This window comes from Nocardioides sp. NPDC023903, from assembly GCF_040639295.1.
Lineage (GTDB): Bacteria > Actinomycetota > Actinomycetes > Propionibacteriales > Nocardioidaceae > Nocardioides.
The window spans coordinates 34,014-59,913 of the sequence record NZ_JBEZZS010000018.1 but is presented as its reverse complement, the minus strand read 5'-3'; the positions used below and the strand labels follow the sequence as shown (position 1 = coordinate 59,913).

The 25,900-nt window shown below is 70.0% G+C and carries 23 protein-coding genes and 1 riboswitch; of the genes, 14 read left to right on the top strand and 9 right to left on the bottom strand.

Annotated features, from left to right (window positions below; genetic code table 11):
• Positions 1-57 precede the first annotated feature (57 nt).
• Both ligA and AB0F44_RS18680 read left to right on the top strand, forming a co-directional pair.
• Positions 58-2,163, top strand: coding sequence for an NAD-dependent DNA ligase LigA (gene ligA / locus AB0F44_RS18685; protein WP_357357909.1), 2,106 nt, complete (start codon positions 58-60; stop codon positions 2,161-2,163).
• A gap of 25 nt (positions 2,164-2,188) precedes the next feature.
• The gene (locus tag AB0F44_RS18680; protein WP_357357907.1) at positions 2,189-4,453 is read left to right on the top strand and encodes a glycosyltransferase; all 2,265 of its coding nucleotides are present in this window, start codon (positions 2,189-2,191) and stop codon (positions 4,451-4,453) included.
• Positions 4,454-4,457: 4 nt separating this feature from the next.
• Here the strand turns inward: AB0F44_RS18680 and AB0F44_RS18675 are convergent, their stop codons facing one another.
• Genes AB0F44_RS18675 through AB0F44_RS18665 form a run of 3 tightly spaced genes read right to left on the bottom strand, consistent with a single transcriptional unit; the run spans position 4,458 to position 6,612 of the window.
• Positions 4,458-5,258, bottom strand: coding sequence for a hypothetical protein (locus AB0F44_RS18675; RefSeq protein WP_357357905.1), 801 nt, complete (start codon positions 5,256-5,258; stop codon positions 4,458-4,460).
• Positions 5,255-6,031, bottom strand: a complete 777-nt coding sequence (locus AB0F44_RS18670) for an ABC transporter ATP-binding protein (RefSeq protein ID WP_357357904.1) — start codon at positions 6,029-6,031, stop codon at positions 5,255-5,257. Before AB0F44_RS18670 ends, AB0F44_RS18675 begins: the two co-directional genes overlap by 4 nt.
• A complete protein-coding gene (locus tag AB0F44_RS18665) occupies positions 6,028-6,612 on the bottom strand; it encodes a TetR family transcriptional regulator (RefSeq protein ID WP_357357902.1) in 585 nt (194 codons plus the stop codon). Before AB0F44_RS18665 ends, AB0F44_RS18670 begins: the two co-directional genes overlap by 4 nt.
• Positions 6,613-6,702: 90 nt before the next feature.
• Between AB0F44_RS18665 and gatC the strand changes: the two genes are divergently transcribed.
• From gatC to AB0F44_RS18645, 4 genes are all read left to right on the top strand, one after another.
• Positions 6,703-7,002: an Asp-tRNA(Asn)/Glu-tRNA(Gln) amidotransferase subunit GatC gene (gene gatC, locus AB0F44_RS18660; RefSeq protein ID WP_350663917.1), complete on the top strand. Its 300-nt coding sequence runs from the start codon at positions 6,703-6,705 to the stop codon at positions 7,000-7,002.
• Positions 6,999-8,495, top strand: coding sequence for an Asp-tRNA(Asn)/Glu-tRNA(Gln) amidotransferase subunit GatA (gene gatA / locus AB0F44_RS18655; RefSeq protein ID WP_357357900.1), 1,497 nt, complete (start codon positions 6,999-7,001; stop codon positions 8,493-8,495). Before gatC ends, gatA begins: the two co-directional genes overlap by 4 nt.
• Positions 8,492-10,000 (top strand): Asp-tRNA(Asn)/Glu-tRNA(Gln) amidotransferase subunit GatB, encoded by a 1,509-nt coding sequence (gatB, locus tag AB0F44_RS18650; RefSeq protein ID WP_357357898.1) that lies wholly within the window; start codon positions 8,492-8,494, stop codon positions 9,998-10,000. The genes gatA and gatB overlap by 4 nt, the downstream gene beginning before the upstream one ends.
• Positions 10,001-10,129: 129 nt before the next feature.
• Complete coding sequence (locus AB0F44_RS18645) at positions 10,130-10,894, top strand: NYN domain-containing protein (RefSeq protein WP_357357896.1); 765 nt, start codon at positions 10,130-10,132, stop codon at positions 10,892-10,894.
• Between the two features lie 10 nt (positions 10,895-10,904).
• Here AB0F44_RS18645 and AB0F44_RS18640 read toward each other — a convergent pair whose 3' ends face one another.
• The gene (locus AB0F44_RS18640; RefSeq protein WP_357357894.1) at positions 10,905-11,540 is read right to left on the bottom strand and encodes a glycoside hydrolase family 19 protein; all 636 of its coding nucleotides are present in this window, start codon (positions 11,538-11,540) and stop codon (positions 10,905-10,907) included.
• 41 nt (positions 11,541-11,581) lie between these two features.
• A riboswitch (cobalamin riboswitch) is annotated at positions 11,582-11,727 on the top strand.
• Positions 11,728-11,792: 65 nt separating this feature from the next.
• Here AB0F44_RS18640 and AB0F44_RS18635 point away from each other — a divergent pair.
• From AB0F44_RS18635 to AB0F44_RS18615, 5 genes are read left to right on the top strand one after another with little or no spacing between them, the layout of a single operon-like run.
• Complete coding sequence (locus AB0F44_RS18635; RefSeq protein WP_357357892.1) at positions 11,793-12,866, top strand: prenyltransferase/squalene oxidase repeat-containing protein; 1,074 nt, start codon at positions 11,793-11,795, stop codon at positions 12,864-12,866.
• A complete protein-coding gene (locus AB0F44_RS18630; RefSeq protein ID WP_357357890.1) occupies positions 12,860-13,471 on the top strand; it encodes a hypothetical protein in 612 nt (203 codons plus the stop codon). Before AB0F44_RS18635 ends, AB0F44_RS18630 begins: the two co-directional genes overlap by 7 nt.
• Positions 13,468-14,583, top strand: a complete 1,116-nt coding sequence (locus AB0F44_RS18625) for an energy-coupling factor transporter transmembrane component T (protein ID WP_357357888.1) — start codon at positions 13,468-13,470, stop codon at positions 14,581-14,583. The genes AB0F44_RS18630 and AB0F44_RS18625 overlap by 4 nt, the downstream gene beginning before the upstream one ends.
• Complete coding sequence (locus tag AB0F44_RS18620; protein WP_357357886.1) at positions 14,580-16,169, top strand: ATP-binding cassette domain-containing protein; 1,590 nt, start codon at positions 14,580-14,582, stop codon at positions 16,167-16,169. Before AB0F44_RS18625 ends, AB0F44_RS18620 begins: the two co-directional genes overlap by 4 nt.
• A complete protein-coding gene (locus AB0F44_RS18615) occupies positions 16,166-16,948 on the top strand; it encodes an ECF transporter S component (protein ID WP_357357885.1) in 783 nt (260 codons plus the stop codon). Before AB0F44_RS18620 ends, AB0F44_RS18615 begins: the two co-directional genes overlap by 4 nt.
• Here AB0F44_RS18615 and AB0F44_RS18610 read toward each other — a convergent pair.
• The 5 genes from AB0F44_RS18610 to AB0F44_RS18590 form a co-directional block, all read right to left on the bottom strand.
• Positions 16,945-17,868: an alpha/beta hydrolase gene (locus tag AB0F44_RS18610; protein ID WP_357357883.1), complete on the bottom strand. Its 924-nt coding sequence runs from the start codon at positions 17,866-17,868 to the stop codon at positions 16,945-16,947. The genes AB0F44_RS18615 and AB0F44_RS18610 overlap by 4 nt on opposite strands.
• Positions 17,865-18,122: a hypothetical protein gene (locus tag AB0F44_RS18605; RefSeq protein ID WP_357357882.1), complete on the bottom strand. Its 258-nt coding sequence runs from the start codon at positions 18,120-18,122 to the stop codon at positions 17,865-17,867. Before AB0F44_RS18605 ends, AB0F44_RS18610 begins: the two co-directional genes overlap by 4 nt.
• Before the next feature lie 120 nt (positions 18,123-18,242).
• Positions 18,243-19,130 carry an EamA family transporter gene (locus AB0F44_RS18600; RefSeq protein WP_357357880.1) on the bottom strand — a complete coding sequence of 296 codons (888 nt, stop codon included), beginning with the start codon at positions 19,128-19,130 and terminating at the stop codon, positions 18,243-18,245.
• Between the two features lie 30 nt (positions 19,131-19,160).
• Positions 19,161-21,779, bottom strand: coding sequence for a glycosyl hydrolase family 65 protein (locus AB0F44_RS18595; protein WP_357357999.1), 2,619 nt, complete (start codon positions 21,777-21,779; stop codon positions 19,161-19,163).
• Positions 21,780-21,802: 23 nt separating this feature from the next.
• On the bottom strand, positions 21,803-22,555 hold the full coding sequence (locus AB0F44_RS18590; RefSeq protein WP_357357878.1) for a beta-phosphoglucomutase family hydrolase: 753 nt from the start codon (positions 22,553-22,555) through the stop codon (positions 21,803-21,805).
• Positions 22,556-22,683: 128 nt separating this feature from the next.
• Between AB0F44_RS18590 and AB0F44_RS18585 the strand changes: the two genes are divergently transcribed.
• The 3 genes from AB0F44_RS18585 (at position 22,684) to AB0F44_RS18575 (ending at position 25,849) form a co-directional block, all read left to right on the top strand.
• Positions 22,684-23,751 carry an exo-alpha-sialidase gene (locus AB0F44_RS18585; RefSeq protein ID WP_357357877.1) on the top strand — a complete coding sequence of 356 codons (1,068 nt, stop codon included), beginning with the start codon at positions 22,684-22,686 and terminating at the stop codon, positions 23,749-23,751.
• Between the two features lie 86 nt (positions 23,752-23,837).
• A complete protein-coding gene (locus AB0F44_RS18580; protein WP_357357875.1) occupies positions 23,838-24,878 on the top strand; it encodes a CapA family protein in 1,041 nt (346 codons plus the stop codon).
• Positions 24,875-25,849, top strand: a complete 975-nt coding sequence (locus AB0F44_RS18575) for a M28 family metallopeptidase (RefSeq protein ID WP_357357872.1) — start codon at positions 24,875-24,877, stop codon at positions 25,847-25,849. The genes AB0F44_RS18580 and AB0F44_RS18575 overlap by 4 nt, the downstream gene beginning before the upstream one ends.
• Positions 25,850-25,900 lie beyond the last annotated feature (51 nt).

The window sequence follows — 25,900 nt, the reverse complement described above, 5'->3', positions numbered from 1 at the left end:
ACGCCCGGGTGGGTATGCGGTCGGAAATTGTCGGCGGGACCAGGCAAGATGGTGCCCGTGAACGATGACGTGACCGACGCGGGCCCCGAGCACAAGAACGAGCACCAGGAGCTCGCCGAGCAGATCGAGGACGCGCGCTACCGCTACTACGTGCTCGACGACCCGACGCTCTCCGACGCCGACTTCGACCAGAAGTGGCGCCGGATCAACGAGCTCGAGGAGCAGTTCCCCGAGCTGCGCACGCCCGACTCGCCGACCCAGAAGGTCGGTGGCACCTTCTCGACGGAGTTCACCGCGGTCGACCACCTGCAGCGGATGGAGTCGCTCGACAACGTCTTCTCCTTCGACGAGCTCGCCGGCTGGCACGCCCGGATCGCCAAGGACGGCGCCGGTCAGGCCGAGCTGCTGTGCGAGCTCAAGGTCGACGGGCTCGCCATCAACCTGCTCTACGAGAAGGGCCGTCTGGTCCGGGCGCTGACCCGTGGCGACGGCCGCACGGGTGAGGACGTCACCCCGAACGTACGCACCATCAAGTCCATCCCGCACCGGCTCACCGGCACCGACGAGTTCCCGGTGCCCGATCTGGTCGAGGTCCGCGGCGAGGTCTTCTTGTCCATCGAGGCCTTCGACAAGCTCAACGCCTCCCTGGTCGACGCGGGCAAGCCGATGTTCGCCAACCCGCGCAACTCCGCCGCCGGGTCGCTGCGCCAGAAGGACCCGCGGGTGACCGCGACCCGCGAGCTCGGGATGGTCTGCCACGGCATCGGCGCCCGGCAGGGCTTCCAACCTGTCGCCCAGTCGCATGCGTACGACGCCCTGAAGGCTTGGGGGCTGCCCACCTCCAAGCGGGTCAAGGTGCTCAAGACCCTCGCGGAGGTCGAGGAGTTCATCAGCTACTTCGGCGAGCACCGCCACGACGTCACCGAGCACGAGATCGACGGTGTCGTGATCAAGGTCGACGCCATCTCGCTGCAGCGCCGCCTCGGTTCGACCAGCCGGGCGCCACGGTGGGCGATCGCCTACAAGTACCCGCCGGAGGAGGTCAACGCCAAGCTGCTCGCCATCGACGTCGGCGTGGGCCGCACCGGCCGGGTCACGCCCTTCGGCGTCATGGAGCCGACCAAGGTCGCCGGCTCGACCGTCGAGCGCGCGACGCTGCACAACGCCCACGAGGTGAAGCGGAAGGACGTACGCCCCGGCGACACGATCATCCTTCGCAAGGCCGGCGACGTGATCCCGGAGATCCTCGGCCCGGTGCTGCCGCTGCGGCCCGAGGGGCTGCCGGAGTGGGTGATGCCCACCGAGTGCCCAGCCTGCGGCACCACACTCGCCGAGCAGAAGGAGGGCGACAAGGACCTGCGCTGCCCCAACCACCGCGGCTGTCCGGCGCAGGTGCGCGAGCGGGTCTTCTTCGCCTCCGGACGAGGCGCCTTCGATATCGAGGGGATGGGCTACGAGGCGGCGGACGCGCTGCTGGCCGCCGAGGTGATCACCAACGAGGGCGACATCTTCTCGCTCGACGAAGCCAAGCTGGCCACCACCGCGTTCTTCACCCGTGCCGCGAAGAAGGCCGAGAAGGAGGCCGGGGCCGGCGACCGCGTGCTCAACGCCAACGCGCTCGGTCTGCTGCGCAACCTCGAGGAGCGCAAGCAGGTCCCGCTGTGGCGGGTGCTGGTCGCGCTCTCCATCCGCCACGTCGGCCCGTCCGCCGCCCGGGCGCTGGCCACCGAGTTCGGCTCGCTGGACGCCGTCTGGGCCGCCTCCCAGGAGGAGCTGGCCGCCACCGAGGGCGTCGGCGGGATCATCGCCGAGGCCATCGTCGAGTGGCGCCAGGTCGACTGGCACCAGGAGATCGTGGAGAAATGGCGTACGGCCGGGGTCTCCCTCGCCGACGAGCGCGACGAGTCGGTGGCGCGGACCCTCGAGGGCCTGACCATCGTCGTCACCGGTTCGCTGGACGACTTCTCCCGCGACGGCGCCAAGGAGGCGATCATCAGCCGCGGCGGCAAGGCCGCTGGGTCGGTCTCGAAGAAGACCGACTACGTCGTGGTCGGCGAGAGTGCCGGCTCCAAGGCCGCCAAGGCGGAGGAGCTGGGCCTGCCGATCCTCGACGAGGCGGCGTTCAAGGTCCTGCTGGAGGCCGGGCCCGCTGGACTCGGCTAGATAATACCCCCCATAGTGTGGCGTCGTGCTCGACGCTCTCCCCCCACTCCTCACGGTCGCCGCGGTCCTGCTGGTCCCGGCGACCGTGCTGCTGTTCACCATCCGTACGCCACGCTCGGGCTCGCTCTCCGCGGCCACGGCGACCCTTGCAGCGATCCTCACCGCGGTGGTCGCCCTCGGGGTCGGCCTGCTGCTCGGCCACGACGTCACCCGGGCCGCGATCGGCGGCGTCGTCCTCGGCGCCTCGCTGCTGGCCTGGCTGCCCGCGGCGCGGGACTGGGACGTACGCGGCCTGGTCGGCTGGGCGCTCACCATCGACGTGGGTCTGCTCTACCTGACCTATGTGGGGCTGTGGACGGTCACGATCCACCCCGGCGCGTGGACGACGACGCTGTCGAGCCTGCTGTGGCTGCTGGAGGTCTTCGTCTTCGTGATCGGCGTGGGCTACCTGTGGGAGATGGTGGACGTGCTCGCCCGGCGCCGCTGGCGTGGCTGGCCGACGCGTGGCGAGCACCACCCCGGCTGGGGCCGGCCCTTCGTGAGCCTGCACGTCCCGACCCACAACGAGCCGCCGGAGATGGTCATCGAGACCCTCCAGCGGATGCTCGAGCTGGACTACGACGCGTACGAGATCCTGGTCATCGACAACAACACCGACGATCCCGCGTTGTGGCGGCCGGTGCAGGACTTCTGTGAGCAGTACGACGGAGTCACCTTCATCCACCTGGCCAACTGGCCGGGGTTCAAGTCCGGGGCGCTCAACTACGCGCTGACCCGGATGAACCCGCGCACCGAGGTCGTCGGGATCGTCGACGCCGACTACCACGTCGCCCCTGACTTCCTGGCTCACAACGCCCCGCTGTTCAGCGACGAGTCGGTGGCCTTCGTGCAGACGCCGCAGGACTACCGGGACTGGGACGTCTCGGCGTACTTCCGCCGGCTCTACCACTCCTACGGCTACTTCTTCGACGTCAGCCAGGTGTCTCGCAACGAGCGCAACGGCGCCATCTTCGGCGGCACCATGGGACTGATCCGGGCCTCGGCCCTGATCCGGTCCGGCGGCTGGGACGAGTGGTGCATCACCGAGGACGCCGAGCTGTCGCTGCGCCTGCTGAAGATGGGCTACAACGGCATGCACGTCGACCGTTCCTACGGCCACGGCGTGATGCCGCTGACCTTCGAGACGCTCAAGAAGCAGCGGTTCCGGTGGTGCTTCGGCGGCATCCAGATCCTGCGCATGCACTGGCGCTCGCTGCTCCCCGGACGTCGGACCGAGGAGAACCAGATGACCCTGTCGCAGCGCTGGGCCTACCTCGTCGGCGGGCTGCAGTGGTTCGGCGACCTCGCCGGCGCCCTGTTCACCTTCTTCCTGATCTCGGGCGCGCTCGACCTGATGCTGGGTGAGGGACTGGTCGTACGCCGCCTCTCCGGGCTCCTCCTGTTCGCCGCCGTCGCGCTCGTGCTCTTCGGCGCTGCCCGCTCGATCGCACTGGTCCGCCTGCGCAGCGGGGCCTCCTGGCGCGACGCGCTCGGTGCCTTCGGGCTGTGGCTGGCGCTCGGGGTCACCGTCGCACGTGCCTCCTGGCTCGGGCTGGTCTCGCGTGAGGGCACGTTCCTGCGTACGCCGAAGATCAAGGGGCAGCCGCGGGTGCGGGACGTGGTGCGGGGCAACCGGGTGGAGACCTTCGCCGCGGCGGTCTGTCTGGTCATGGCGGTCCTGGTCGGCGTGAGCGGTGGGGCGACCGGTCTCGCCATCGCGGCGCTGCTCGGCTTCCAGGGGATCGGATACGCGCTGGCCCCCATCAACAGCTGGGCGGCGATCCACAGCGACCTGCCGGCCGACCTGCGACGCCGTCGCGAGCGGATCTGGGCATGGAGCGCCGCCGCCGCTCCTGCTGCTCGGCGCGGGGGACTGGTGCTGGCCTTCTCCGCGGTGATGCTCGCCGGACTCGTCGCGCTCGCGGCGCCGGTGGGCAGCCCGGACGTACCCGAGGTCGGCGACGTCCATGGGGCGCTGGAGAAGAAGGCTCGCGACGCCAAGGACGAGCCGGTGCCTTCGCCGAGTCCGGCTCCTGCGTCGACCGACGACCCCTCCCCGACACCGGGAGAGACGCCGAGCCAGGCCACCACCACGCCCAGCGACCGGCCGACTCAGGCCGCCGAGCCCACCCCGGCCACCGATCCCACCCAGGCCGCCGACCCGACCCAGGCTCCGTCCACGCGGCCCAGCACCGGAGGCAGGCCGACAGGCAAGCCGTCCAACGGTGGTGGCCAGAACAAGACGTCCTAGGCGACTACACGTCGGTGAGGCGCTGCCAGGCGTGCACGACGGCCACCACCGCGACCGGGCCGACGGCAGCGGTCAGAGCCAGCTGCGGCAGGCCGACGGCCGCGGCTGCTTCCGGTCCGCCCATGCCGGTCCACAGCGACGAGGCCGCGTAGGGGAACCAGGAGCCGGCGCCCAGCAGGACGATCACCTGCGTGGCGGCGATGACGGCGATCAGTACGCCGACGGTGCCGAAGGCGCTTCGGGTGACCGTCGCGACCCAGGCGAACGGAAGGGCCAGTCCGATGCCGAGCATCCCGGCGGTGAAAGCGGTGAATGTCGTCCGTCCGAGTCCGGACTGGGTGTTCGGTGGCCCCGTCGCGAGGGTCGCGCCCGCCAGCGCGGCGAGGGCGAGCCCGACGAGCGTCGCGGCGAGCACGACCGCCGCCAGGCTCGCGAGGATCACCAGGCAGCGGGCCAGCGCGATCGTGGTGCGTGGCACCGTCAGCCCGAAGGACGCACCTGCGGTGCCGTCGGCGAAGGGCTGCCCGAACGCCCATGCCGTCGCGAACCCGCCGGCGGTGAGCACCGCGACGCTGAGGATCTGGGCGAGCGCCACCATCACGGTGGTGCCCGGGTCGCCGGTGGCGTACGGGGCCAGCTTCGCCGCGGTGGCGCCGACTCCGTAGTCGGAGCGCGCCAGGGCCACGGCCCCGAAGCTGGCGCACGGGACGAGCACGACCAGCACGGGTACGGCGATCCGGAGGACCACCGACCGGCGCAGCAACAGTGCCTCGACCTGGAGGGCTGCTCGTAGACCGGGAATCATGCTTCTCCTCTGGTGGAGGCTCGGGGCTCCTCGGCTGCTAGCACGCTCGCGAAGAAGCGCGACTCGAGATCGGAGCCTCTGGGGTCGAAGGTGTCGACCACTCGGCCGGCGTGGACGGCCACGATGCGGTCGGCGATCCGGGACACCTCGTCGAGATGGTGGCTGCTGACCAGGACGGCCGCGCCCTGTGCCGCCAGGTCCCGCACCAGCGCCCGCACGATCACCACCCCACGCGGGTCGAGGGCGCTGGTGGGCTCGTCGAGCACCAGAGCGCGCGGTGTGTGGATCGTGGCGCCCCCGATGCCGAGACGCTGTCTGTTGCCCTGGGAGAGAGCGCGTGCGCGGACGTCCGCCCACGCATCCAGGCCGAGTCGATTCCTGACGGCGGTGGCCAGCTCCTCCACCCGGTCGGCGTGACAACCGTGCAGGCGCGCAGCGGCTCGAAGGTTCTCCGTCACGGTGAGATCCGCGAAGACGAGTGGTGCATCGACCACGTGCCCGAACCGTGCCGCGACGCTCCGGGGCAAGTCTGCAGCGTCATGACCGAGGATCTCCGCGGTGCCGGAGTCGGGGCGGAGCCTGCCGGCGAGCGCGCGCAGCGCGGTCGTCTTGCCTGCGCCGTTGAGGCCGATCATTGCGGCCACCTCGCCGTGATCCACGTGGAGGGAGAGGTCGTCCAGTGCCAGGCGTGCCGCGCCCGGGCGGTGCCTGGCCCACGGCGACCGGTGGGCCGGGAAGGAGTGCCTGACGGAGTCGAGGCGTAGCGCGGTCATGGTCGTTCACCGGTCGCCGGCGTGAGCTGGTCGAGGGCGTGACGTACGAGCTCCTCGAGCGACGCGTCGTTGTCGAGGGCGACGCTGTCGGGGTCTGCCCACGACATCAGTGCTGCCGTCACCGCGCCGAGAACGGCCGCGGTCGCGATGACGGCGTCGAGGCGCGGAGCGCCATCAGCGGTCAGCCTGTCGACGATCGCGTCCTGAGTGCCCTGGGTGGACGCGGCGACGGCCGCACGCAGGCTCGGGTGACGAGCGACGATCGCGACGCGCCGACGGGCCGTGGCGTCCTCGACCTCGGCGATCCCGGCGAGGGCGCTGAGGAAGCCACCTCGAACCCGATGGAGCGGTGGTAGCCCGAGCGGCTGCGCCCCGACCGCCTCGGCGATGAGCGGGTCGTACGGATCGGTGACCAGCACCGCGTCCTTGGTGGGGAAGTGCCGAAAGAAGGTCATCTGCGTGATGCCGGCCGTCTCGGCGATCTGGCTCACAGTCGTCGCGTCGTACCCCTGGCGCTCGAACAGATCCAGGGCGACATCGAGGATGCGTGCCCTGGTTCGGAGCGTCTTGGAAGTGACCACGCCATAATGTTAGTCACTAACATTATGGCGTGGCAACTGCCACGGCTTACCGACGTGAGAGTTGGGGCCGCTGACACCTAGGATGTGCGCATGCCAGAAATCACCCGCGACGAGGTCGCGCACCTGGCCGACCTCGCCCGCATCGACCTCAGCGACGCCGAGCTCGATCACCTTGCCCCGCAGCTTCAGGTGATCCTCGAGTCCGTCGCCTCGATCCAGGGGCTTGCCGGCGACGACGTGCCTGCCACCTCCCACCCGCTTCCGATGACCAACGTCTTCCGTGAGGACGTCGTCGTGCCCGGTCTGACGCCGGAGCAGGCGCTCTCCGGCGCGCCGAGCGTCGAGGAGCAGCGATTCTCGGTGCCGCGGATCCTGGGGGACGAGCAGTGAGCGACCTGATCCTGAAGTCGGCCGCCGAGCTGGCCGACTCCCTCGCCGCCGGTGAGACCACCTCGGTCGAGCTGACCCAGGCCCACCTCGACCGGATCGCCGCGGTCGACGGCGACGTCCACGCTTTCCTGCACATCGACGCCGAGGGCGCACTGACCCAGGCCGCCGCCTCCGACGCGCGCCGGGCCAACGGTGACGCGCTGCATGCTCTCGACGGCGTACCGATCGCGGTCAAGGACGTGCTGACCACCACCGGCCTGCCGACGACCTGCGGCTCGAAGATCCTCGAGGGCTGGGTCCCGCCCTACGACGCGACCGTGGTCAAGAAGATCAAGGCAGCCGGTCTGCCGATCCTGGGCAAGACCAACATGGACGAGTTCGCGATGGGCTCCTCCACCGAGCACTCCGCATACGGCCCGACGAAGAACCCGTGGAAGCTCGACCGGATCCCCGGCGGCTCCGGTGGTGGTTCGGCCGCGGCCGTCGCCGCTTTCGAGGCGCCGCTGGCGCTCGGCACCGACACCGGTGGCTCGATCCGCCAGCCGGGTGCCGTCACCGGCACCGTCGGCGTGAAGCCGACCTATGGGTCCGTCTCCCGCTACGGCCTGGTCGCCCTGGCGAACTCGCTGGACCAGGTCGGTCCGGTGACCCGCACGGTCCTCGACAGCGCCCTGCTGCACGAGCTCATCGGCGGCCACGACCCGCTCGACTCGACCTCCACGACCACCCCGGTGACCGGGCTCGTCGACGCGGCCCGTGCCGGCGCGACCGGTGACCTCAAGGGTCTCAAGGTCGGCGTCATCAAGGAGCTGGCCGGCGAGGGTTGGGCGCCCGACGTGATGCGCAAGTTCAACGAGTCGGTCGACCTGCTCACCAAGCTGGGTGCCGACGTCGTCGAGGTCTCCACGCCGAGCTTCGAGCACGCGATGGCGGCCTACTACCTGATCCTGCCGGCGGAGTGCTCCTCCAACCTGGCCAAGTTCGACGCGATGCGTTACGGCCTACGGGTCACCCCCGACGGCGACCCGAGCGCCGAGGACGTCATGAAGGCGTCGCGTGACGCCGGGTTCGGCGACGAGGTCAAGCGCCGCATCATCCTCGGCACCTACGCGCTCAGCAGCGGCTACTACGACGCCTACTACGGTCAGGCGCAGAAGATCCGCACGCTGATCATCGAGGACTTCAAGAAGGCCTTCGAGCAGGTCGACGTGCTGGTCTCGCCGACCTCCCCGTCGACCGCGTTCCCGCTGGGCGCCAAGCTCGACGACCCGCTGGCCATGTACATGCAGGACCTGGCCACCATCCCGGCCAACCTGGCCGGCACGCCCGGCATCTCCATCCCGGCCGGGGTCTCCGACGTGGACGGGCTGCCCGTCGGCGTACAGCTCCTGGCGCCCGTCCTGGAGGACGCCCGTCTCTACCGCGTCGGTGCCGCGCTCGAGGGCGCCATCGGCCCGGTGCTCTCGATCGACAAGCTGGAGGTGGCCCGATGACCGCTGTGCCTGATTCTTTGGGTCTTGTCGGTTTCGACGAGGTGCTGGAGCGCTACGACCCGGCCTTCGGGCTCGAGGTGCACGTCGAGCTCAACACCAACACCAAGATGTTCTGCGGCTGCCCTGCGACGTTCGGTGGCGAGCCCAACTCCCAGGTCTGCCCGACCTGCCTCGGCCTGCCCGGCTCGATGCCGGTCGTTAACGCCAAGGCCGTGGAGAGCGCGATCCGGATCGGTCTCGCGCTCAACGGCTCGATCGCGGAGTGGTGCCGGTTCGCCCGGAAGAACTACTTCTACCCGGACATGCCGAAGAACTTCCAGACCTCCCAGTACGACGAGCCGATCGTCTACGACGGCTACCTCGACGTCGAGGTCGAGGGGGAGATCTTCCGGGTCGACATCGAGCGCGCCCACATGGAGGAGGACACCGGCAAGACCACCCACATCGGTGGTGCGACCGGCCGCATCCACGGCGCCGACTACTCGCTGGTCGACTACAACCGCGCCGGCATCCCGCTGATCGAGATCGTCACCCGCCCGATCCTCGGCACCGGCGCCAAGGCGCCGCTGGTGGCGAAGGCCTACGTCGCCGCGCTGCGCGAGATCCTGCTGGGTCTGGGCGTCTCCGACGTACGCATGGACCAGGGCTCGATGCGCTGCGACGTCAACCTGTCGCTGTCCCCGAAGGGCTCCGGCGAGCTCGGCACCCGCACCGAGACGAAGAACGTCAACTCGCTGCGCTCGGTCGAGCGGGCCGTACGCTTCGAGATGTCGCGCCACGCCGGGATCCTCGACGCGGGGGAGGCGATCTTCCAGGAGACCCGCCACTTCCACGAGGACACCGGCACCACCTCGGCCGGCCGGCCGAAGTCGGACGCCGACGACTACCGCTACTTCCCCGAGCCCGACCTCGTCCCGGTCGCGCCGTCGCGCGAGTGGGTCGAGGAGCTGCGCGCGAGCCTGCCGGAGCGTACTGCTGACAAGCGGGCTCGCCTGCAGGTCGAGTGGGGCTACTCCGACCTGGAGATGCGTGACGTCTGGGCCGCCGGCGCGCTGTCGCTGATCGAGGCGACGGTCGCCGAAGGAGCCTCCGCACAGGCGGCCCGCAAGTGGTGGATGGCCGAGCTGTCCCGCAGCGCCAACGACCGTGGCGTCGAGCTCGCCGAGCTCGGTGTCACCCCGGTGCAGGTCGCCGAGGTGCAGAAGCTGGTCGACGCCAAGACGCTGACCGACAAGCTGGCCCGTCAGGTCTTCGAGGGTCTTCTCGCCGGTGAGGGCACGGTTTCCGAGATCATCGACTCCCGCGGGCTCGCCGTGGTCTCCGACGACGGCGCGCTCGGCGCAGCTGTCGACGAAGCCATCGACGCCCAGCCCGCGGTCGCCGAGAAGATCCGCGGCGGCAACCAGGCCGCGGCCGGTGCGCTCATCGGCGCGGTCATGAAGGCGACCGGCGGCAAGGCCGACGCCATGCGCGTCCGCGAGCTGATCCTGGAGAAGCTCTCCTAACCCACGCCGAGTCGGCTCGTCCTGACAACAAACCCCGCCGAGTCGGCGCGTCATGACGCGCCGACTCGGCGTTGGTTTTGGTCAGGATGAGCCGACTCGGCGATGGGGTGCACTGGCAGACTGTCCGGCGTGACCGTGACCGAGCCCTTCCGCATCGCACTGCTCATCGACGCCGACAACGCGCCTGCCTCGAAGATCGACGAGATCTTGAACGACCTGGCCGAGTACGGCGAGGTGACGATCCGGCGGGCGTACGGCAACTGGACCAAGTCCGAGCTCAAGGGCTGGATCGAGGAGCTGCACGACGCCGCGATCAGGCCGATGCAGCAGTTCGACCTGACCGCCCACAAGAACGCCTCCGACATGGCGCTCGCGATCGACGCCGTCGAGCTGCTGCACGCGGCGATCCCGGACGCGTTCGCGCTGGTCTCCTCCGACTCCGACTTCACGCCGCTGGTGCACTACCTGCGGGAGAAGGGCCGCGCGGTCTACGGCTATGGCCGGGAGAAGACGCCGGCGCCGTTCAAGAGCGCCTGCACCCGGTTCACCGTGGTGGAGAAGCTCGGGAGCTCCGAGGAGGAGACCGAGGTCGACGCCGAGCCCGGGGCCACGCGTACTCGCAAGCAGTCGTCATCGGCGACCAACGGGCAGGCGCTGAAGCGCAACGCCCGGCTGATCCAGCTGCTGCGCAACTCCATCGCCGCGGCCGCCGACGACGACGGCTGGGCCCTGGTCGGCACCGTGGTCTCCCGCATCCGCAACCAGTCCTCCGAGGACCCGCGCAACTACGGGTACGCCACCTGGACCAAGCTCATCAAGGCGATCGACCTCTTCGAGCTCAAGGACGAGGGCACCTCGGCGATCGCGGTCAGCGACAAGCGCACCAAGAAATGACGTACGTCCTCTACCGGGTCTGCGCGGAGGCCGGGCGGGCGCATCTGACGCCCTTGGGCACCGACCCGTGGAGATGCTCGAGCGCGGCCTTGAAGTCGCGGCAGCGCTCGGCGTCCTCCTTCTTGTTGGAGGGGTAGCCGATCGCCGCGTTGACCTTGCCCATGTCTAGAGCGTCGGCGAGCGGGTTGATGTCACGGGCGACGGTCCAGTACCACCGCGAGATCGGGGCGCTGTAGTCCAGCGACCGGGCGAGCTCGGGGCGGCGGCGCAGGTCGATGTCGAAGTAGGTCCCGGCGTCGGTGTAGTTGGCCTCGCCGGTCAGCTGGATGTAGCCGCGGCCGGTGAACTTCCGCTTGTCGCGGCCCTTGGCGTCGTGGTGGAAGGAGCTCTCGTTGGCGAGCGTGGTCAGATAGGCGGCCTGCCGGTAGGCGGTGGTGATCCCGGCGTCGGCCATCGCGCGGTTGAGGCTCGGCAGTCCGGTCTCGACGGTGCTCCGGTCGCCGACCTTCTCGCCGAACATGGCGACCAGATCGGCGTACGTGACCGACGTCCGTGCCTCCTCGGCGCCGGCCGTCGTGGTCGGGGAGAGGGCGAGAAGGGTGGCCGAGATCGATGCTGCGACAAGGCCGAGAATCCTGTGGCGCATGGGGACAGAGTGACTGCTCGGTGGCGATCCCGCAAGCACGGCTCGCCCGGCATAGGATGGGCGCCTCAATCAACACACGCCGTGGTGGGGGAAGCCGGTCGAATCCCGGCGCTGACCCGCAACCGTAGGCCCAGGCACCGAGTGTCCTGAGCGAGCCGGAGCACCTGCCGACGGACGCGTACTGACCTGACGCTGTCGTGGAAAGCAGCGGGTCGGCCCTGGGCCTTCCCGACGAACAGCGCGGAAGGAACCATGAAGAAGACCGTCCTCGGTGGCATCGCCGCCGCCCTCGCCCTCACCTCGCTCGCCGGCTGTGGCGAGAAAGCCGTCGAGGAGGGGGAGAAGCCCACCTACGACGCCAAGGTGTCCACCTCGGTGGCCGACTGGCTCGTGGCCCAGGCGCCGGAGGGCGTGGCCCGCAACGCGCAGTACGGCACCGACGACTTCGGGCTCAGCGCCGACATCGGGATCGCGCTTGCAGAGGTCGGTGGCTACGACGAGGAGATCTCGACGATCGCCACGGCCGTGATGGAGAACAAGAAGGCCTACACCTCGCCCGGGTTCGGCACGGTCACCTCGGCAGGGGCCACTGCGAAGGCGCTGGTCCTCCAGCAGAACGTCGACGCCTCCGACCCCGGTCTGCTGAAGCAGCTCGAGGGCACGGTCGCCGAGAACGGCCGCATCGCCGACGAGCTCGACCCCAAGAACAAGAAGGCGGCCGACTACTCCAACACCATCGGACAGTCGTACGCCGTGTGGGCCCTGAACAACGCCGAGAGCAAGGAAGCCGCCGCCGCGACGGAGTTCCTGGCCGGGCAGCAGTGCGAGGAGGGGTGGTTCCGGGTCACCTTCACGGCCGACCCCGCCGCTGCTGACCAGACCTGCGACGCCGACCCGAAGGCCGTCCCGGACGCCGACGCCACGGCGTTTGCGCTGATCGCCCTGTCCGGGGTTGCGTCCCCGGAGGCGGAGAAGGCCGTCGAGGCCGGTGTCGAGTGGCTGAAGGAGACCCAGGCGAAGGACGGGTCGTTCAAGGCCGCCACCGGCAACATCGCCAACTCCAACACCACCGGCCTGGCCGGGTGGGCGTTCGGTCGCGCGGGTGAGACCGCTGCCGCGGAGAAGGCGGCAGCCTGGGTTGCTGACCACGTCGTGACCTGTGGCGACGACGCCGGCGCGGTGGCCTATGACGACGCCGCGCTGACCGAGGGCAACACCAAGGGCCTGACCAAGGAGTCCGAGGGGATGTACCGCCTCGCCGCCGCTCAGGCGCTGCCGTCGCTGGTCTTCCTGCCCAAGGACGCGACCGCGAAGAGCTCGTGCTGATCCTGCGGTCCTCGTTGGTGGCCCTCGCGATCCTCGCCGGGGCCACCGCACCCGTCCTCGTCCCGGTCGCCGCATCGTCTGCCGCCGAGACGTGCGACGGCGTCACCGTCGTCGTCGAGCCCAACGCGTTGGGTGGCGAGCCTGAGGTCACCTGTGTCCAGCCCGAGGAGGGCGACACCGGCGCCGATCTCTTCGAGAAGGCGGGACATCCGCTCACCTATGTGACCTCGATGCCCAGCGTCGTATGCCGCGTCGATGAGCGCCCGAAGGCGGCGGGTTGCGCCCAGATGCCGCCTGCCGACGCGTACTGGTCGCTGTGGATCACCGACGATTCGGCGGCCTGGAGCTATGCCTCCAGAAATGTTACCGAAATCAGCGTGACCTCCGGGCAGGGTGTTGCGTTCACGTGGATAGACGACGATGTCGTTACCGCTCCGGCGACGGAGCTTGGGGATGCTGTGGGGGCGCCCTCAAGCCCGTCGCCGGAGTTATTTCCGGAAGAATCGAAAGATTCGGCCCCCGAGCATCTGCCCGCCTGGGTCGCGCCCGCGGGGATCCTCGCACTCTTCACCGTCGCCGGTGCCGTGTGGTGGCGCCGGCGATGAGCACCCTGTTCCGTACGGCCGCGGTCGCGCACCTGCCCCGCGATCTGCACCCCGTCGCCTGGTGGGTGTGGGCGATCGGCCTGGCTGCGTACGCCTCCTTCACCACAAACCCGTTGCTGCTCCTGCTCCTGGTGGGGGTGGTGTCGGTCGTGGTCGCCGCGCGCCGAGGCGACCAACCGTGGGCGAAGGCGTTCCGGCTCTACGTCGGCCTCGCGGTGTTCATCGTCGTGACCCGGGTGCTCTTCCGGGTGCTCCTGGGTGCGGTGCCGGGCCACGTTCTCATCGACCTGCCCGAGATCCCGCTCCCGGAGTGGGTGCTGGGGATCAGGCTGCTCGGGCCGCTCACCCGCGAGGCGCTGCTGGCCGGCCTCTACGACGGGTTGCGGCTGGGCGTCATCGTGATCTGCGTCGGTGCGGCCAATGCTCTGGCGAACCCGAAGCGGCTGCTGCGCTCGCTGCCGCCGGCGCTCTACGAGATCGGCACCGCGGTCGTGGTCGCCGTGACGGTGCTGCCGCAGCTGGCCGAGTCGGTGCAGCGGGTGCGCGCGGCGCAACGGCTGCGTGCCGGTGCGACCGGAAACGTCAGGCGCCTGCGCCGCTTTCTGGTGCCGGTGCTCGAGGACGCCCTGGAGCGGTCGATGGCGCTGGCGGCGGGGATGGACACCCGCGGCTACGGACGTACGGCCGGCGTTCCGGTCGCCACCAGGCGGATCACCTCGGTGCTGATGCTGGTCTCCCTCGTCGGGCTCTGCGCCGGCGTCTACGCGGTGCTGGACGGCACCACGCCCGGCTGGCTGGCCGCCACCATGCTGAGCCTGGGCGTCGGCACCGCCGCCGGAGGGCTGGCACTCGCCGGCCGTCGGGTGACGCGGACCGTCTACCGGCCCGACCGGTGGCGCTGGCCAGAGGTCGTGGTGGCGCTGAGCGGGATCGTGGTCGTCGCCGTGGGCTGGTGGGTCGCCCGCTATCAGGTCCCGGTCGCCTATCCGGGAGTGAGCACCGTCCCGGAAGTCACGCTGACCGCAATGCTAGGTGTGCTCGTCGGGCTGGTCCCGGCCGTCGCCGCCCCGCTACCGGCATCATCGCTCGTTCACGAGGAGGCAGTCGCATGATCGAGCTGCGAGGCATCACCTTCACCCCGCCCGACTCCTCTGAGCACGTGCTCAAGGACGTCGATCTCACGATCGAGGAGGGCGAGCTGCTCCTCGTCTCCGGTCCGACCGGCTCGGGGAAGTCGACGCTGCTCGGCGTGCTCGCCGGCCTGGTGCCGCGCTTCTCCGGCGGCGTGCTCGACGGTGACGTGCTGCTGGACGGCGCCTCGATCGTTCGTACGCCGCCGCGCGAGCGCGCCGGGATCATCGGGTACGTCGGGCAGGACCCGGTGGCCGGATTCGTCACGGACACGGTCGAGGAGGAGCTCGCCTACGGGATGGAGCAGCTCGGCCTGCCGCCGGCGACCATGCGGCGCCGGGTGGAGGAGACCCTCGACCTGCTCGGCATCGCCGAGCTGCGGCAGCGGTCGCTGCGTACGCTCTCGGGAGGGCAGCAGCAGCGCGTCGCGATCGGCTCGGTGCTCACCACCCACCCGCGGGTCGTCGTGCTCGACGAGCCCACCTCCGCCCTCGATCCCACCGCCGCCGAGGACGTGCTCGCCACCATCACCCGGCTGGTGCACGACCTCGGCACCTCCGTCGTCCTCGCCGAGCACCGGCTCGAGCGGGTCGTACCGTTCGCCGACCGCATCGCGCTCCTCGTCGGCGACGGCTCCGTCGCCGTCGGTGACCCCGCCGACGTCCTGGAGACCTCACCCATCGTCCCGCCGCTCGTCGAGCTCGGCCGCGAGGTCGGTTGGTCCCCCCTGCCGCTCACGGTGCGGGATGCGAGGCGGCGGGCGCGGGGCCAGGGATACCCGGTCGACCGGGTATCCTTGGGGTTGACGGGCACTGAAACACCCGACAAGTCCATGAAGTGCCTGACAAGTTCGGGCCTTACCGTCACCCGAGGACGTACGCCGGTCCTGCACGACGTCTCGATCGAGCTGCCCGCGGGGCGGGTGACGGCGCTGATGGGACGGAACGGATCGGGCAAGTCGACGCTGCTGTGGACGCTGCAGGGGACCCAGAAGCGGCTGGCCGGGTCGGTGGACGTGGACGGCAAGGATCCGGCGACCCTCGACCCCGAAGAGCGACGCGAGCTCGTCGGGCTGCTGCCGCAGACCGCGGCCGATCTGCTCTACCTCGAGACGGTGGCCGAGGAGTGCGACGCGGGTGGCCCGCGGACCCGCGAGATCCTGGACAGCCTCGTCCCCGGCATCCCCGACGGCCAGCACCCTCGTGACCTCTCCGAGGGTCAGCGCCTCGCCCTGGCGCTCGCTCTGATCCTGAGCGCCGACCCGCCGGTCGTGCTCCTCGATGAGCCGACCCGCGGCCTCGACTACGCCGCCAAGCACGCCCTGTCCGAGATCCTTCGCGAGCTCACCGAGGCCGGCAAGGCCGTCCTGGTGGCGACCCACGACGTCGAGTTCGTCGCCGAGGCCGCCGACGACGTGGTGGTGCTCGCCGACGGCGAGGTGGTCTCCGCCGGTGACGTACGCAGCGTCACGGCCGAGTCACCCGCGTTCGCGCCCCAGGTGAGCAAGGTGTTCGGCCCGGGCTGGTTGAACGTGCGCGAGATCGTCGAGGCGGTGGGGGAGGCATGATCAGGTTCTCGCCCCGCACGGCGGTCCTGCTCGCGATCATCTCCGTGGCCGGCCTGATGATGTTCGGCTGGCCGCTGCTGCTCCACGGCTACGAGCGGGTGCAGCCGCCGTTCATCTTCCTGGCGCTGCTGCCGCTGATGATCGTGGTGCTGCTGAGCGAGCTCTCCACGGGCGGGATCGACACCCGGATGATCGCGGTCCTCGGCGTGCTCAGCGCGATCGAGGCCATCCTGCGCGCCGTCTCCGCCGGCACCGGCGGGGTGGAGCTGGTCTTCTTCATGCTCATCCTCGGCGGCCGGGTCTTCGGCCCGGCCTTCGGCTTCGTCCTCGGCTGCACCAGCCTGTTCGTCGCCGCGCTCGTCACCGCAGGCGTCGGACCGTGGCTGCCCTACCAGATGCTCGGCGCCGCCTGGGTGGCGATGGGAGCCGGGCTCCTGCCGCGCGCGAGCGGCCGCCGGGAGATCGGCCTGCTGGCGGCGTACGGGATCTTCGCCTCGTACGCCTACGGGCTCCTCCTCAACCTGCAGGGCTGGCCGCTGCTCACCGGCGTCACGGTGCCCGGCGCGAGCGGCAACCTCTCCTACGAACCCGGCGCCGCGTTCGGCGAGAACCTGGCGACGTTCCTGCGCTACACCCTGGTCACCTCGACCAGCAGCTGGGACACCGTGCGCGCGATCACCACCGCGGTCGCCATCGCCCTCCTCGGCCCCGCCGTCCTCGCCACCCTGCGCCGCGTCGCCCGCCGGGCCACAGTCACAGGCGTCGTCTCGGCGCCCTAGACGCGCTGGTGCTCGGAGACCCGGGCGAGAAAGCCGAGCAGCAGCTGGTGAACGCGGTCGGGCTGCTCCATCTGTACGAAGTGGGTGCCGTCGAGCTCGATGAAGGTGCCGTTCTTGACCCCGGCTGCGACCCGCGACATGTGGCGCGCACCGGCGATGAGGTCCCGGGTGCCCGCGACCAGCACGACCGGCACCTTGATCCGGCGCAGCGAGACCGAGCGGCGCTGGGAGGTACGCAGCGCGAGGTGGAAGTACCACTCGACCGGGGTGGTCAGGAACTCGGCCAGCGCCGCCGCGGCGAGCTCGGGATCGGGGACCTTGCCGATCAGGCCGGCCTTGGAGAACACCTCGATCGCCCGCGGGCCGAGATCGAGGCGCGCCGCCAGTGGAGTGATCAGGGAGCCGGTGCGGCACAGCACCCTCGAGGCGGTCCGAGTCACGATCGCGGCCGCCGGGGCGGGCAGCGGCAGCGGTCCCAGCATCGACTTGAACGTGTCACCGGGCACGCCGGCGACACCGAAGACGCCGGAGACCCGCTCGGGATGGTCCGCAGCCAGCTCGAACGCGGTGTTGACGCCGATCGACCAGCCCATCACGACCGGCCGGGAGAGCGCGAAGGCGTCCATCACCGACAGCGCGTCCTCGGCGAAGTGCCTCGAGGTGGTCTGCTCCGGGTCCTTCGGCCGCGCCGAGCCGGAGGTGCCGCGGTGCTGCCAGGAGACGACGCGTACGCCGCACGAGGTGTGCAGCAGTGCCGGCCAGTTCCACGGGCTGGTGCCGAGGCCGTTGCACAGCAGCACCGTCGGCCCGTCGATCACGCCCTCGGGGTCGTTGGTCCAGGCGCGGATCAGCGTGCCGTCGTCGGAGAGCACATCCCGGAACACGACGGTCGACTCGGCCATCGCCCGCGGAACAGTCATGCAGACATTCTCTCCGAAGCGAGCAGCTGGAGATAGTGCTGCACATCCTCGCGCTCGGCACGCCGCAGCAGGAGGACCTCCTCGGCGGCCTTGGCGTTGTGCCGGGCGGCGAGGTGGGAGGCCACCGGCCAGGCGAGCAGCAGCTGGATCGGTCGTAGGAACGGGCCGACCATTCGCCCCGCGGTGCGAGCGGCGAGGAGGGCGGCCACCTGGGCGACGGCAGCGGTGTGTACGGGTGCGGTGATGGTCGACAACGGAGCAACTCCAAAGACAGGCGGCGGACCGGGCGGCGGAGGGGGAGTTGTCACCGAACTGTAGTGACCTCAACGTTCGGAGTCAGTGACGTGCGGATGTCGCTTGTGTGAAACGCCCCACTACACCGGGGTCGACTCGGCCGGCACGTGGTGCTCGGGCTTCCCGGTGCGCGTCGCCCCCGCGGAGGCGACGACGACACAGGCGATCGCCAGCCACTGCAGGACCGAGAGACCCTCGTGGAGGATCAGGATCGCGGCCAGAGCGCCGGCGGCCGGCTCCAGCGACATCAGGATCGCGTAGAGCCCCGACTTGATCGAACGCAGGGCGACGAGATCGAGGGAGTACGGGATCACCGACGACATCAGGCCCACGATCAGCCCGACCAGCCACACGTGCGGAGAGCCCAGCCCGTCGGCGTACGCCATCGCCGCAGGCGTCAGCGCCACCGCCGCGACCGTGGAGGCCAGGGCGAGCCCGTCGAGCCCCTCCCACCGCGCTCCGGTCGCCTTCGACAGCACGATGTACGCAGCCCAGCAGGCCCCCGCGAGCAGCGCGAAGAGCACGCCCACGATCGAGATCCGCCCGGGCTCGAGACCGAGCAGGACCACCCCCGCGGCCGCCAGCGCGACCCAGACCAGGTCGCGGGCCCGCCGCGAGGTGACCAGCGCGATCGTGAGCGGGCCGATGAACTCGATGGTGACCGCGATCCCGATCGGGAGCCGGGCGAAGGACTGGTAGATGGCCCAGTTCATCAGTCCGAGCGAGGCGCCGAAGGCGACCACGACGAGCCAGTCGCGGCGGGATAGGCCGCGGACCCGGGGCCGGGTGATCGCCAGCAGGATCAGCGCGGACAGCGTCAGCCGCAGCCACACCATGGCCGTCGGGGTGACCTCGTCGAAGAGCGACTTGGCGAAGGTCGCGCCGACCTGCACCGACGCGATCCCGATCAGAACCAGGACGACCGGGTGGGCCAGCCTCGCCCGGAGAGAGGAGGAAGCTGTGACCACCCGGTCAGTCTAGGACCACGTAAAGACCCGCTACTGCGCCGAGTCCGTCTGCGAGATGTTGGACAGGTTGATGGCCTTGTTGGCCTCCTCCGCGAGCCGCTCGGACCCACGCCGCGACTCCTGCGGGACCATCGCGTGCTCGACGTGGTCCTGCTCGTAGAGCTCCGGCGGGATCGGCGGAGGCACCGTGGCGGTGATCCGCGATCCGTCGGGGCGGATGCCGCCGTGCGGCTCCTCGTCGATGTGGGTGCCGATCCGCGGGCCCTGGTCGTCGAGCGGCACGATGACCGGCGAGCCCTTCGAGACCACGAACTCCTTCCCACGGACGCTGATCGGGATGTCGAACTCCTCGCCCGGGGTGTCCACGACGGTGAACACGATCTGGTCGCTGGTCAGCGCGACCTGCATCCGGGTCGAGTGCCACTGGACCCGGAAGATCAGCGAGCCCCACTGAACGGGAAGGCGCGGGTCGAAGGAGAGCTTGCCGTCGTAGTCGCGCATCCCGCCGAAGCCGAACGCGAGCCCGCCCCACACGCCCCCGGTGGAGGCGATGTGCATCCCGTCGACCGTGTTGCCGTGCATGTTGTGGAGGTCGACGTAGAGCGCGTCATAGAAGTAGCGCAGTGCGTCGTCCTGGTAGCCCACCTCGGCCGCCACGATCGACTGCACGACCGCCGACAGCGTCGAGTCGCCGGTGGTGATCGGGTCGTAGTACTCGAAGTCGGCCCGCTTCTGCTCAGGGGTGAACCGGTTGCCCTGCTGGAAGAGGGCGAGCACCACGTCGGTCTGCTTGAGCACCTGGAACCGGTAGATCACCAGCGGGTGGTAGTGCAGCAGCAGGGGACGTACGTCGTCGGGGGTGTTGGGCAGGTCCCACACCTCGCGGTCGAGGAAGTTGTCGTCCTGCGGGTGGATGCCGAGCCCCTCCTCGTAGGGGATGTGCATCGCCGCGGCGCAGCGACCCCACTCCTCGACCTCGTCGGGAGAGATGTCGAGCCGGCCCATGACCTGCGCATACTCGCGCGGGTAGTCCGCCCGGAGCATCTCGATGGTCTCGACGGCCTTCTCCAGGTTGTAGCGGGCCATCACGTTGGTGAACAGGTTGTTGTTGACCACCGTGGTGTACTCGTCCGGCCCGGTCACGCCGTGGATGTGGAAGGACGGCTCGCCGTTGTGGCGCCAGAAGCCGAGGTCGGCCCACATCCGTGAGGTCTCGACCAGGATGTCGACGCCCTCGCGGATGAGATAGCCGATGTCACCGGTCGCGTAGACGTACTTCATCAGCGCGAAGGCGATGTCGGCATCGATGTGCACCTGCGCGGTGCCGGCCGCGTAGTAGGCCGATGCCTCCTGACCATTGATGGTGCGCCAGGCGAACAGCGCCCCCTTCGCGGCCATCTCCAGCGCCCGCTGCCGGGCCGCGGGGAGCATCACCGAGCGGGCGTGCATCACGTTGCGGGCGACCTCGGGCTGGGTGTAGCAGAGGAACGGGACGACGTAGCACTCCGTGTCCCAGAAGTAGTGCCCCTCGTAGCCGGAGCCGGTGACCCCCTTCGCGGGGACGCCGAGCCCGTCGGTGCGGGCGGTCGCCTGGGCCAGCGAGAACAGGTTGAACCGGATCGCCTGCTGGGCCGCGGCGATGTCCTCGACGCTGTCCTCCGTGGCGGCGGAGATCTCGACGTCGGCGGCGGACCAGAAGTCGTCGTACCAGTTGCGCTGGTCACGCTCGAAGTGACCGACGCCCAGGCGGATCGCCCGGTCGAGCGTACGTCCGCAGCGGTCGGCCAGCTCGCGCACCGGCACCCCGCGGGAGGTGTGGTACGCCACGGTCTTCTGCAACCGCAGCGTGCTGCCCTCGGTTGCGTCGACCCGGAAGACCGTCTTGGCCAGGTCGTCCTCGGCGCGGACGACGGTCTCGACCGGGTCCGGCGTGTCGATCTGGTGGGCGGCGCTGACCGCGATCGTCATCCCCGAGTTGGCGCAGCGGTAGCCGAGGGTCATCTGCTCCTCGTCGGCGACCGACATCTGCGGGAGCAGGACGCGGGTGTCGAAGGCGGAGGCCTTGCGGGGGTCCATGCCCTCGCCCAGCGCCGCCGACGGCACGTGGTACTCGTCCTTGCCGTCCTGCCTGTTGAGCAGCTGGGACGAGACCACGATCGGCGCCGCGCCGCTCAGCATCGTGATCTCGAGGGTCTGGATCGAGAGGTGCCGCTGCGTCATCGACACCATCCGGGTCGACTTGATCGAAACCCGCTTGCCCGAGGGCGTACGCCACACCAGGTGCCGGCGCAGCACACCCTCGCGGAAGTCGAGCACCCGCTCGTACTCCTCCAGGTCGGAGGTGCCGAAGGTCAGCGGCTCGTCGTCGACGTAGATCTTCATGATCTTGGAGTCGGGGGCGTTGACGATGGTCTGGCCGGTCTTGGCGAAGCCGTAGGCGTTCTCGGCATGGCGGATCGGCCAGGTCTCGTGGAACCCGTTGATGAAGGTGCCGTGCGCGTAGGTCGGGCGCCCCTCCTCGGGGGTGCCGCGCATGCCGAGATAGCCGTTGGCGACGCTGAAGAGCGTCTCGGTCAGGCCGAGGTCGTCGGGGGAGTAGCTGGTCTCCACCAGCCGCCACGGGTCGATGGGGTAACGGGCCCGGTCCATCGGGTTCGGGCCGACGTTGGTCTTCACTGCTGTGCTCCTCGAGCAGGGTCTGGAATGAGTTCAGCAAGGTCGGATACGACGAGACTGGCGCCGGCGGCCGTGAGGGTGTCGTGGCCGGCGCCACGGTCCACCCCGACGACGAGCGCGAAATCTCCTGCCTTGCCGGCGCGCACCCCGGAGACGGCGTCCTCGAGCACGACGGCCTCGCTCGGGGTGGCTCCGAGGACCTTACCGGCGTAGACAAACGTGTCCGGTGCAGGCTTGCCGGGAAGACCCTGCTCATCTGCGACGGCGCCCGACACGACCGTCTCGAAACGGTCCAGCAGCCCGGCCGCCTTGAGCACGGTCGGGGCGTTGACCGACGAGGACACGACGCCGAGCCGGACGTCGAGGGCGGTCAGGTAATCCAGGAATTGCACCGATCCGGGGTAGGCCTCGACGCCGTCCCGCTCGAGCACCATGTTGAAGGCGTTGTTCTTCCGGTTGCCGAGACCGCAGACGGTCTCGAGCTCCGGCGCGTCGTCCGGGGTGCCCTCGGGAAGCCGGATGTCGCGGGAGGCGAGGAAGTCACGGACGCCGTCATAGCGCGGCTTGCCGTCGACGTAGGCGAAGTAGTCCTGGTCGGTGTAGGCCGGCGCCCCCGGGGTCTTCTCCTGCAGGTAGGCGTTGAACATCTCCTCCCACGCACGCATGTGCACGACAGCGGTCGGCGTGATCACGCCGTCCAGGTCGAAGAGGATCGCGGTGAACGTCTCCCAGGCAACAGGTCTGGTCATGACTTCAGGCTAGGGGCTGGGCGGCCCAGGCCGAAGAATCAGGCCCCGCTGGGGCTGGTGTTTTCCCTCACCGTTCTTTCGCCGAAATCTCCTGGCCACAGACGGCGGGCGGGTGGATGCTGGAAGGCATGGGTACGCAGCTGCTTGTCGGGACCCGCAAGGGTCTGTGGATAGGGCGCTCTGACGACGCCCGGCAGGACTGGGACTTCACCGGTCCGCACCATGACATGGAGGAGATCTACTCCGCCATGATCGAGCCCGGAACCGGGCGAGTCCTTGCCGGATGCTCCTCGCTGTGGCTGGGTGCGCTGGTGCGCGCCTCGGCTGACGGCGGCGAGACCTGGACCGAGACCTCGATGTCGTTCCCCGACGACGTCGACGCGAGCCTGGCCCGGATCTGGCAGCTCCAGCCAGGGCTGCCGGAAGGCACGATCTGGGCCGGTGTCGAGCCCGGCGCGATCTTCCGGTCGACCGACGGCGGAGCCAGCTTCTCGCTGGTGCGTGGGCTGTGGGACCACCCGCACCGCACCGAGTGGAACGAGGGCTTCGGCGGGCAGGCGTTCCACACGATCCTGCCGCACCCCACCGACCCGGACTCGGTGACCGCGGCGATCTCGACCGGCGGCGTCTACCAGACCCGCGACGGAGGGGAGACCTGGGAGGCGCGCAACAACGGCATCATCGCGGTCTTCCTGCCCGAGGGGCAGCAGTACCCCGAGTTCGGCCAGTGCGTCCACAAGGTCGCCCGCCACTCAGCCCGTCCCGAGCGGCTCTACCTGCAGAACCACGGCGGCGTCTACCGCTCCGACGACGAAGGGGGCTCCTGGAAGTCGATCGCCGACGGCCTGCCCACCGACTTCGGCTTCGCGATGGTCGTCCACCCGAAGGAGCCCGACACGATCTTCACCTTCCCGATCGGCGCCGGCGAGTCCCGCTACCCACCGGAGGCCAAGCCGATCGTGTGGCGCTCGCGCGACGCTGGCGACCACTGGGAGGCGCTCGACAAGGGCCTGCCCGACCACTTCTACGTGGGCGTCATGCGCGACGCGATGTGCGCCGACGACCACGAGACGGCCGGGGTCTACTTCGGTGCTCGCAACGGCTCGGTCTGGGCCTCCGCCGACGCCGGCGAGACCTGGCGCGAGATCCTCCGCGACATCCCCGACGTGATGGTCGTCAGGGCCGCGAAGAACTGAGGCGCACGGATCCGTAGCGTGTTGCCGTCCTCGATGCGGTCGGTCGAGGCTGCACGGGATCCTTGGTCTGGGGGCATGCTGGAGGTATGGGATGCCACTGGCTCACCGCCGTGCTCGTATGCGCGCTGTCCGCCTGTGGCGCCGGCACACCAGTCGGGTCCGCAACGACGCGGGCCCCTCCCGCGTCCTCCTCGGTTCCGGCGCCCACTATTGCTGCCGAGCCGCGAGTGCGGTTGACCGTCGTCGGGGATCTGATGCTGACCCGCGGGGTGCCCGATGCGACGGCGGCGCTGGCTCCGATGCAGGCTCGCTTGGCGGGCGCTGACATCACCGTAGGCAATCTCGAGTCGACGTTGTCGAAAGCAGGGAGCCCGACTCAGGGTGGGGATTCCTTCGGTGCTGGGCCGGAGGTGCTGCGGCCTCTGCGGGAGGCTGGTTTCGATGCGATCTCGTTGGCGAACAACCACACAGGTGATTTCGGCGACCGGGCGTTGACGGAGACGGTCGAGGCGTTATCGGGGGCGGGGATCGTGCCGTTCGGGGCCGGGCGGGATCTCGACGTGGCTGCCCGGCCGGCCGTGGTAGAGAGAGCCGGGATCACCTTCGCGTTCCTGGGGTTCAACGCGATCGGCGAGACGCCTCGGGCGACGAGGAGCGACCCGGGCGCCTTCTCGGTGCGGATGCCGCCACGTACGGGTCCTCTCGTCGATGCCGACCTGCGCCGGGTCGAGCGGGAGGTCCGAGCCGCCGAGAAGGTTGCCGACGTCGTGGTGGTGCTGCCGCACTGGGGTACGCAGTACACCCATCGCCCCGAGGCAGTTCAGCGCCGTGTCGCCCGCCGTCTCGTCGCTGCAGGGGCGGATCTTGTCGCCGGCGGCCACCCCCACTGGGTCCAGCCGCTCGAGCGGGTCGGCGGCGTACCGGTCATCCACTCGCTCGGAAACTTCGTCTTCGACATGGACTTCATGTCCCAGACGATGGAGGGCGTCGTTCTCGAGGCGACCTTCCGCGGCGCCACGCTGGAGGATCTGCACCTCGTGCCCTACCGGATGGATCCCGAGACGTTTGCTCCACGCGTGGTGGGCGGTCGTGAGGCGGCCCGGATCCTTGGGCAGGCGAGGCCATGATCCGTCGTATCGCGTTCGCGGCCGGGTCCCTCCTCGTCCTCACCGGGTGCGGTGAGGCGTCACCGACCCCCGAGACCTCTCCGACAACCACCGCGACAGCGCCGGCCACCGCGTCCAAGCCCTCGCCCACCCCGAGCGAGACCCAGGCCGCCCCGCCATTGACACCCGAGCAGCTCCGCGTCGGGACAGCGACCGACGCCGTACGCCATCTGGCGGGTGAGATCGGCCCGAGACCCGGGACGTCGCCCGCTTACCATCGAGCCGCAGCCTGGGTCGAGGGACAGCTGGCAGGGTTCGGCTGGCAGGTGCACCGACAGCGGTTCCAGACGCCTGCCGGAGTCTCGTGGGGCATCCCGGTCCGCGCGGGGGAGTCGGTCAACCTGGTCGCCGACAGAGGAGACGTACGCCCCGGGCAGCCGTGGCTCCTGGTCGGTGCCCACCTCGACACCGTCCCGCAGGCACCGGGTGCGGAGGACAACGCGTCCGGCGTGGCCGTGCTGCTGGCGATCGCCGAGACGGCCGCAGGACGGTCGACGAGGGTGCCGGTGCGGTTGGTCGTCTTCGGCTCCGAGGAGCCGCGAGGTGAGACCGACGGCGACCACCACTACGGCTCTCGCGCGTATGTTGCGTCCCTCACGCCCGTCGAGCGCAGAACGCTGGCCGGCATGGTCTCACTGGACCGGGTCGGCGTAGGGGAGGCTGTCCCGGTGTGCGGCGCACGCCCAGGACTCGACCGCACCCTGGCGAGCCTCCGAGCGGCGGCAAGGCGTGCGAAGGTGCCGACCACCGGCTGCTCCCAGACCCCCAACCGTTCCAGCGACCACTGGTCCTTCGTACGGGCGGGCCTGCCCGGCGTGCGCCTCGGTTCGACTCCATACGCCGCCTACCACTCACCCGCCGACACACCCGACGTCGTCGACCCGGCCCAGCTCGTGCGCACCGGCCGGATCATGCTTGCGTGGCTCGCCTGACGTCCGCGGTTCGTCGCTGGTCGAACGATCCACCCGAACCGGTCTAGCCTT